This is a genomic window from Nostoc favosum CHAB5714 (assembly GCF_020829495.1).
In the GTDB taxonomy this organism is placed as follows: domain Bacteria; phylum Cyanobacteriota; class Cyanobacteriia; order Cyanobacteriales; family Nostocaceae; genus Nostoc; species Nostoc favosum.
This window is the reverse complement of the sequence record NZ_JAIVFQ010000170.1, coordinates 1-9,111: the sequence shown is the minus strand read 5'-3', so window position 1 is coordinate 9,111 and position 9,111 is coordinate 1. Positions and strand designations below refer to the sequence as shown.

The 9,111-nt window shown below is 38.0% G+C and carries 5 protein-coding genes; all 5 read right to left on the bottom strand.

The window, feature by feature from the left end; all coding sequences use genetic code 11:
* Positions 1-111: 111 nt before the first annotated feature.
* Positions 112-288 carry a hypothetical protein gene (locus LC586_RS38500; RefSeq protein WP_229491077.1) on the bottom strand — a complete coding sequence of 59 codons (177 nt, stop codon included), beginning with the start codon at positions 286-288 and terminating at the stop codon, positions 112-114.
* A gap of 50 nt (positions 289-338) precedes the next feature.
* Positions 339-1,088 (bottom strand): class I SAM-dependent methyltransferase, encoded by a 750-nt coding sequence (locus tag LC586_RS38495; protein WP_229491075.1) that lies wholly within the window; start codon positions 1,086-1,088, stop codon positions 339-341.
* A 45-nt stretch (positions 1,089-1,133) separates the two neighbouring features.
* The gene (locus tag LC586_RS38490; protein ID WP_229491073.1) at positions 1,134-5,777 is read right to left on the bottom strand and encodes a type I polyketide synthase; all 4,644 of its coding nucleotides are present in this window, start codon (positions 5,775-5,777) and stop codon (positions 1,134-1,136) included.
* An 82-nt stretch (positions 5,778-5,859) separates the two neighbouring features.
* Positions 5,860-7,536, bottom strand: coding sequence for a pyridoxal-dependent aspartate 1-decarboxylase PanP (gene panP / locus LC586_RS38485; RefSeq protein ID WP_229491071.1), 1,677 nt, complete (start codon positions 7,534-7,536; stop codon positions 5,860-5,862).
* 60 nt (positions 7,537-7,596) lie between these two features.
* Positions 7,597-8,958 carry an SDR family NAD(P)-dependent oxidoreductase gene (locus tag LC586_RS38480; protein ID WP_229491069.1) on the bottom strand — a complete coding sequence of 454 codons (1,362 nt, stop codon included), beginning with the start codon at positions 8,956-8,958 and terminating at the stop codon, positions 7,597-7,599.
* Between the last annotated feature and the right edge of the window lie 153 nt (positions 8,959-9,111).

Below are 9,111 nucleotides of genomic sequence, written 5' to 3'. Positions count from 1 at the left end.
AAGTTTTATCCTGATCACGAGTCAGAAATATCCTTAAACGAGCGCCCATGTCTTAGTCACCTCGGTAGATGCATTCTCCGTATTTACTTATCTTTACATACTTTGGTTTTTTCACGCCAACTTACTTAATTGCTCTAAAGCTATTATTATTTCCCCGACGTCCACCTCATTAATTTCTATGTCGTCTTCATCCCACTGTGCCAAAGCAAGAGGGTCGTAATTTGCATCATTATTGACTAAATACATAAACTGTTTTCCTGTTTCAAACTCAAGATTTAAAAATGACAATTACTCTTGACTAACGCATGAACTGTGTAATTTTACTATTGGGTGGTAAATTACTTACGACAAACGAAGCAAGCCATCCCGTCACTATCGTCTGCTCCAAAATCTTTGAAATTATAGTGGCTAATGTCTGTAAAGCCCACTTTCTCTAGAGCCGATTGCACCTCTGTTAAAAAGAAATCTCTTCTTAACCAAGTAGCATCTGAACGCTTCCAAATATTTTCTATTAATTCAAATCCGGTAACTTGAATTTCCCAAGTTCTTTCTTCTGGTTTATAGTGGAATATTTCAATCAAAGCAGATTCGTCATTAATGCTAACATGGTTGAAAGTTGGTGGAGCAATTTCATGGAACCAATCTGTTATTGGTATTGTGAATACAAATAGTCCATTATCTCGCAGTGCTGTATATACGTTGCGGAAGACAGATGTTAATTCTTCAGCATTTAGAATAAAGAGTAAGACAATATGCGACAAAACTGCATCAAAGGTAGGTGAGAGTTCAAATTTACGTATATCACTAAGGATAAATTCACTCTCAGGCGAGTTGATTCGGGCATAACGCAAAAGTTCTTGAGAAGCATCTAGTCCAGTCGCTTGATACCCTCTAAGATGAAGCTGTTGTACCAATTTTCCTGAACCACAACCAAGGTCAAGAATACGCGCTCCCTTAGGGAGATGTTGTAAAACTAAATGTTCTAAAAGAGGTATTATCTCTTGCTCTATTTCTTCATCTGTACTCTTCAATTCGTTTTGCATCCGAGCAAAAGGTTCATAATTCGGGATAGGACTGAGTAGAGACATAAACTGTTTTTCCTGCTTGAAAGTAAAGGTTTACAATTGAACAATTTAAGAATTTTCTGCAAAATTAGCTAAAAAAGCTTCTGCCTCTTCTTCAGATAATTCTTCAATTTTTTCTAACAGAAGTTGCTCAATTATTTCTGCTTGTTTGGCTGGTATCATTGCTTGTAATAAAAGGTCACGAAGTGGTAAGTCCACAGGAAATTTTGCTCGCAATCGAGAAACTAGTTGAGTTGCAATCAGAGAATCTCCTCCCAAATCATAGAAGTTGTCGCCAATACCAACTTCTGCAATTCCTAGTACCTCTTGCCATATTTCCGTAATTTGTTTTTCCAACTGATTTGTCGGAGCAACATAGGAATTACTAAGATGAGGTCTGGAGTAGCGCGATGACGAATCTAATTGATAAGTAGATTTTGAATTTGCCAGAGAGTCTAGGCTAATTGTCTGATTTTTCCTAGCATTTATATCTACTGTAGAAAGAATAATGTGAGCTACTTCGCTTAAAGAAAAAACTCGTTTAAATACTTCTACTGCTTCTACTGGGGTGATAGCTAATTCTGCTCCAGAGACTCGAATTGTCGCTGTTTCTTCCTGGCTTGTATTCGGTTGGAATTTATCCCAATTTATAACATACCACGGCAAAGAAGTCTTTTGATTATGCCGATTACTAAAAGTATCGATGAATTGGTTAGCTGCTGAATATAAGCCTAACCCAAATCCTCCTAAAATGGAAGACAAAGAAGAAAATATGATACAAAAATCTATATCAAAATCTTGTAAAACTTTTTCTACAACTAGAATTGTACTACTTTGTGAATCTAACAAATTTTCAAATTCTACTTCAGAAATTTCGGGAATAGAAGCAAATAGGTTATGGCGCTGGATACCAGTTGAATAAATTACGCCATTAATTTGTTCAACATTTGTAGATGCAAGAGCTTGATGCATCTGCTCGTAATTAGTGGTATCGGCACGTAATAACAAAACTTCCGCACCTAATTTCTCTAATGCTAAAACTTGCTGTATTTTGAGACTCACTTCATCATCTAGAGAATCAGTTTCAAGCCATTGTGAGAAATCATCTTGCTTTGGAAATTTAACATCTTCAATAAATATGAGTTTTGCTTGGAAAGTTTTTGTTAAATATTCCGCAAGCACAACCTCAATAGTTTCTAACCCACCGGGGAAAAAGTAAACACCTTGTTTTCTTAAAGGTATTTTTTCCTCGACTATTGACTCTACGCGAACTGGCTCAAATATTTGTACCCAACGGTGGCGATCGCGATAAGCAACTACTGTATCCTTAGATACAGAGGTTAACTCATTCAGAAGTTTACTCTCATAATTTTCTTGTCTTGCTTCTAAGTTTATGCTGTTAGTTAAAGCAATATCAATGCACCGACAGTTAATATTAGGATACTCTTGAGGAATTACATTACATAAACTTAATATTGCAGCTTTTTCTGGATTTAATTCTTCATTCCCATTAACCTCTTGAATGTTGTTTGATATCACCCTAAGTTGTAGGCAATTGCTAATTTTTAACTTCCTAAGGTTCTGGATTAAAAATAGTAGGCCTTTCAATTCTAAATATTTTACTGATGGACGGTTATCAAGATGAGTTAAACTCCATAGATAAACAATTTTATCGGGGCTTTTATCTAAAGATATTAGTTCTTGTAATAACTTATCATAACCTTCCTTTCTACATGGAGCAATTGTATAGATCCCCTCGCTTACTTTACTGAAATCATCTCCTTGCTTAACAATAATTATGCTTTTAACCTGATTTATTAACTTATTAATTAGTTGCTCCCCTACTCCTAAATCATCCACAAAAAATAGCCATTTTTCTTCATGCGTAGATTTTATTTTTTCAGATGATGTATAAGTCAGTAAAGAACGCTTCCATGAAGGAATATAGAACCAATCGGCAATATCTTGCTTTCGATCTAATGTCGTCGGTTTGATGTTTAGGGAATGCGATCGCGATTTCGCATCAATCCAGTAACGTTGCCGTTCAAAAGGATAAGTAGGTAAAGGCAAACGATGACGTTGCTCATGAGCATAAAAGCCCAACCAATCTATTTCTATACCTCCAAGCCACAACCGACCTAATGTTTGCAATAAAAAGCAAACATCCGATTGTTGCTCCTTAACATGCCGTAACGAGGTCAATACCTGTTGTTTGGCATCTTTCTCTAAATGCTGCGTCGTTAACGTGGCTAAAGTTCGCCCCGGTCCCACCTCCAGAAAAACACCTTCAAACTGCTGTATTAATTGCGATATCCCATCTGAAAATCTCACTGTTTGTCGTAGATGCTGACACCAATAATCCGGACTTGTTGCTTGTTCTTGAGTAATCCAACTACCAGTAACATTGGAAATAAAACCTATGTGTGGTGGATTCAGTTTGACTGTTTTTACAGCCTCAATAAATGCTGACAAGATGGGTTCCATCATTTGGGAATGAAACGCATGAGATGTGTGCAACAAGCGACATTCAACTTCTTTAGAAGATAATTGCTTTTCTAGGGCTGCGATCGCCTCATTTGTTCCAGAAACTACACAGTCAGATGGACTGTTAATAACTGCAATTTCTAAATATTTTTTATACAACGTCTGTGCATCCAGGAGCAACTGGACATCTTTTTCTGGCAGCCTAATTGCCAACATACTCCCAGAGGGTAACTGTTGCATCAGCTGTCCTCTTTTTGCCACAATTTTTAAAGCATCCTCAACAGAAAATACACCTGCAATGGTGGCGGCGACATATTCCCCAATGCTATGACCTATCATCGCCTCTGGACGCACTCCCCATTCCATTAATAACTGAGCCAGGGCGTATTCAATAACAAATAACGCTGGTTGGGTAAGGGCTGTTTGTTGTAATTGCAAAGAAGCAGTTTCAGTATCCTCTTCCTTGGGGTAAAGTAGCGAACGGATATCAAGACCGAGGTATGGTTGCAGAATTTGGGCGCAAGTATCTACGTGTTTTTTAAACGTTGCTTCGACTTCATACAGTTCCCTCCCCATGTTTGCATATTGTGACCCTTGTCCTGAAAACATGAAAATGACTGGATAATGGCCTGGCTGACGGTGGTAACTAAAAATACGTTGTGGGTCTTGGCTGTTAAGCGATTTCACCGCATCATCTATGTTGTGGCAAATCACGATGCGGCGATAGTCAAAAGCTCGACGACCAACTTGTAGGGTATGAGCGACATCTGCTAGGGAAATATCAGGGTTTTGCTCTAAATAAGCACACAGTTGCGCTGTTGCAGCGTCTAAAGCTGTGCTGGTTTTGGCTGAGAGCAGTAACAATTGCCAAGGACGGGAGCAACTGGAAGCCTCAATCACTGGAGCTTCTTCCAAAATAACATGGGCATTAGTCCCGCCAATGCCAAAAGAACTTACACCTGCTCTCTTGGGTGAACCGTTAGTTTTCCACTCTGATAATTTGGTGTTGACGTAGAAGGGGCTATTGGCAAAATCTATCTCCGGGTTAGGTTTTTCAAAGTGTAAGCTGGGAGGTATTTGTTTATGTTTTAATGCTTGTACTGTTTTAATTAAGCCTGTTATGCCTGCTGCTGTATCCAGATGTCCAACATTGGTTTTGACTGAACCGATCGCGCAGAAGCCTTTTTTATTTGTGCTAGCACGAAAAGCTTGTGTGAGAGCCTTGATTTCAATTGGGTCTCCCAAGGGAGTTGCAGTACCATGAGCTTCAATATAGGAAATAGTATCGGGTTCGACACCAGCTAAAGCAAGTGCTTCTGAAATTACTTCTCTTTGACCATTAACACTAGGCGCTGTATAACCAACCTTTAAAGAACCGTCGTTATTGATAGCCGAACCTTTAATGACAGCATGAATAAAGTCCCCATCAGCAAGAGCATCAGCCAATCTTTTTAAAACGACAATTCCCAAACCATCACCAAACACTGTTCCTTTAGCCTTAGCATCAAAGGTTCGGCAGTGTCCGTCAGGGGAAGAAATACCTCCCTCTTGATAGTAGTAACCACGTTTTTGTGACAGTGTGACGATGGAAACACCACCAGCTAAAGCTATATCACTTTCTCCATTTAGCAAACTTTGACAGGCTAAGTGTACTGCTACTAGCGATGTAGAACAATTGTTTTGAACATTTACACTTGGCCCGGTGAGATTTAACTTGTAAGAAGTTTGGGTGGTTAAGTTGTCTTTTTCATTACCAATAGAAATATTTAAAGCGTCTACCGATTGTAATAAGTCTTGGTTTGAATATAAGTTTGTCAAAAAATAATTACTGGTAGTGACACCAGCGTAAAGCCCTATTTTACCGTTAAAAGATTCAGAATTATAACCTGCATTCTCTAAAGCTTCCCAAGCAGATTCTAAAAAAAGACGATGCTGTGGATCTGTTATTTCAGCTTCTCTGGGAGTAAATCCAAAAAATGCAGCATCAAATAAATCAATACCTTTCAGTATGCTCCCTGCTTTTACATAATTTGGGTCATTTAGCAAAGCTGGCTCTATACCCGCAGATAGCAACTCTTGATCTGTAAAATGAGAAATTAACTCTACTCCATTTCGCAACTTTTTCCAGAAATTATCAATGTTATTTGCCCCTGAAAAGCGACCAACTAAGCCAATAATGGCTATTTCATCATGATCATCAAAGTTATCAAAATCTTGAGAATTATTCATCGAAAAAATACCAAATATCCTTATCTTTATTCTCTGTGTCTCTGCGTGAGATAATAAATGTGACCAAACCGAACCTATGATGCTATTGACTCTGATTAACTTCTAAAGAATCTGAACTCGATAACTCTAAAGCAATTTCAATTTGGTCATTTAGAACTGCATCAATATCATCTTGAGTAGTAAGTGGATTAGCAATCACCGCACGCAGTGCAGTAACTGAAATTTCTTTATCTAAATAAGTAATTGTTTTTGTTGTCCGTGAGATAAAACTACGACCAGCTTGACGTTGAGCTTTTTGAAGGCATTCGTTAAATATATTAATTTGTTGATTATCACTTTCTGTTAATTGCTTTTTAACTGCAAGTTCTCTGAAGGATTGCGGAATGTAACGATAAAGAAGCAGATTGATATCCGGTTCGGATAGTAACTCAAATTCAGGCATAGCATTGATACGAGCAGCCATGTATTGTGTCTTCTCGATTCCTGCATCAATCAAAAATTCATAACCTTTAAGCCCTATAATATGTAGCCCAGCATGTAAAAATAATGCCATGCCAGGTCGAGAACCTTCTAGAGCGCGTTTACCTAAATCGAATGAATCCTTACGCATGGTGTAGCTAGCATTTTTTTCAATCGCTGAAGCTAACTGTGGTTCGCGCATAAATACCATGCCAATACCCATAGGTAAATACAGCTGTTTATGTCCATCAATTGTGACTGAATCAGCACGCTCAATACCAGCAAGCTTTTGTCGATGTTGTTCGGAAAATATCAGTGGCCCGCCCCAAGCTGCATCTACATGAAAATGAACATTTGCAGCTTCGGCAATATCTGCAATATCTAAAAGTGAATCTATGTTACCAGAATCAGTAGTACCAGCAACGCCCACGATCGCAATAATATGCAAGTTTTTGGACTGACAATCTGCAACAGCTTGACGTAAAGCTGATAAGTCCACTTGATTATTACCATTAGTAGGAATTTTTATCAAACCATGCGTACCTATGCCCAATAAATCTGCGGCCTTGTCAAAAGAATAATGCATCAATTCAGAGCCAATTACCACCGCTCCTTGATAACCGTAGTAATCTAGAGCTGCTGCTAAACCTGCCTTTTCTACACCTGCAAAACTATTTTTTGCATACAAAGATTTATTACGAGCGCACCATAGTGCAATGATGTTTGCTGCTGTACCCCCGGAAACCAATATGCCTAAAGTGCTTTGGTTATTTTGTACATGCTGGGTATAAAATTCATCAGCAAAGTTGTAAACCAATCTATGCATCATTGCCAAAGCCTGACGTTCGTATGGGCTAAAGGCTTTGGCTGTTTCTATTTTAACAACATTTTGATTCATTGCTGTCATCAGTTTTGCGAGCGATCGCACAAAACAGGGAAGAGCAGAGGTCATGTGACCTATAAATCGTGGTGAAGATGTATTTATCGAATGATTAACAACATTATTTGCTAAATATTCAAGATAGCTATCAAAATTAGCGGGATAAATAGGAACTTCACTATCAGTAAAAGTTTCTACTAGTGCATTAAAATTTATGTCCGAATTAGTGTTAATTGAACTTAAGAAATCACCAACCAAATTGTCAGTCTGCACATTCATCTTGGCTTCTGTAGATGCTGAACTGCTGGATGGTTGAAATAATTGCATGACTTTATCAGCAACTAGATAATGGTGTGTTAACTCAGTCTCAATCAAGCGATTTTGCTTACTTTTTTCTTGTCTTTGCTGACTTAATGCCATTTGATAATACTCCAGAAATGATTGATGATTTTTACAGAAATGCGATTAATTGCATTGGTACTACTTGAGACTTGCTTTTCGATAATTTTGTCTTACTTGTTTGCGACGCTTAATTGAAGCATATCTAGGTTGAGTACGGAAATTTTCCTTTTGAACAGAATCTTGCTCATTGCTACTTAAAAGCTCTGCAAGTGAGCTGATAGTTGGCTTTTCATAAATGCTGACTACAGGGATATGAATATTTAATTCTTTTTGTAATTGAGAGATAATCTGGATACTGATTAGAGAACTACCTCCCAAATCAAAAAAATTATCATAAATACCTATCTTCTCAATGCCCAAAGCTTTTTCCCAGGTTTTGGCAACAATTTCCTCTATTTGGTTGCGGGCTGGAACATAGTCAGTTTGTAAGTTACCTCTTGAGTATAGAGATAAAGAATTTTCATTATTTGAAAAATCCTTATTTCGTAAAGATTCAAGTTTTATCCATTGCTGAATTCTTGCTTGTAAATCTCTGATGGAAACAAGAACTTGACTCACTTCATTTAGCATTAACAGACGTTCAAATACTTCTACACCAGCCTTAAATGTGATGGAATATTTAGAGAAGTTTGCTTCAAAATCTGTATCTTGTTGTTCCCTGATTTCCCAATCATCCCAGTTTACACTACTCCAAGAGCAAGATTTATTTTGGTTATGTTTATGAGCATAAGCATCCATAAAAATGTTAGCGGCAGAATAGGAAATAAATCCTAAACCTCCTAAAATAGATGCTAAAGATGAAGTAAATTGACAAAAATCAAGGTCTTGTTGCTGTAAAATTTTTTCTAAAACAAATATTCCAAATACTTTGGAGTCAAATTGCAATTGAGCCAACCGATGAGAAGTTTCTTCAATAGCGCAATGTGCTTCTTCGCTATTACCTGCTGCATAAATAACGCCGTTAATCGTACCAAAGCGCTCATTTACTATGGCGATCGCTTTTTGCATTTGTTCTTCATTTGCCACATCGGCGGCGATCGCTAAAACCTCAGCACCCAAAGCCTCAATTTCTTGTACTTTGCGAATCTTGCGGCTAATGCTATCCTCTTCATCGTGAGTTTCCAACCATTCTTGCCACTGGTCTTTTGCGGGGAGTCCTTTTCGTCCAAGCAGAACCAATTTCGCCTGGACAGTCTTTGCGAGATATTCCGCTAATACTAAACCAACACCTCCGAGTCCACCAGTGATTAGATAAACTCCTTGTTTCCTTAATTTAGTTTTACCAGTAATGTTTTCCTCTAAACGGATAGGCTCGTATATTTGAACCCAGCGATGATTTCCCCGAGAAGCAATTACATTGTCAGTTGGCTGTGCTGTAAATTCGGCAAGTAGGTAATCAATATGCTTTTGTGATGGCTGATGTCGTGAATCTGCCAGCACAATATCAAAGCAACAGCAGCTAAAAAAAACGTGAGTTCGACGGATAGGAAAGCCCAAAAAGGTTGCTATATATGAATTTACTCAAGTGGGCAGGCGGAAGCGATCGCTAAGATTAATTGAGAATCGGTAAAAAACTCACAAAAAAACGCCGAG

Excerpts from the sequence above, each read along its gene's own strand:
- LC586_RS38490 (WP_229491073.1), bottom strand. The coding sequence starts at position 5,777 with ATGAATAATTCTCAAGATTTTGATAACTTTGATGATCATGATGAAATA.
- LC586_RS38495 (WP_229491075.1), bottom strand. The coding sequence starts at position 1,088 with ATGTCTCTACTCAGTCCTATCCCGAATTATGAACCTTTTGCTCGGATG.
- panP (WP_229491071.1), bottom strand. The coding sequence starts at position 7,536 with ATGGCATTAAGTCAGCAAAGACAAGAAAAAAGTAAGCAAAATCGCTTG.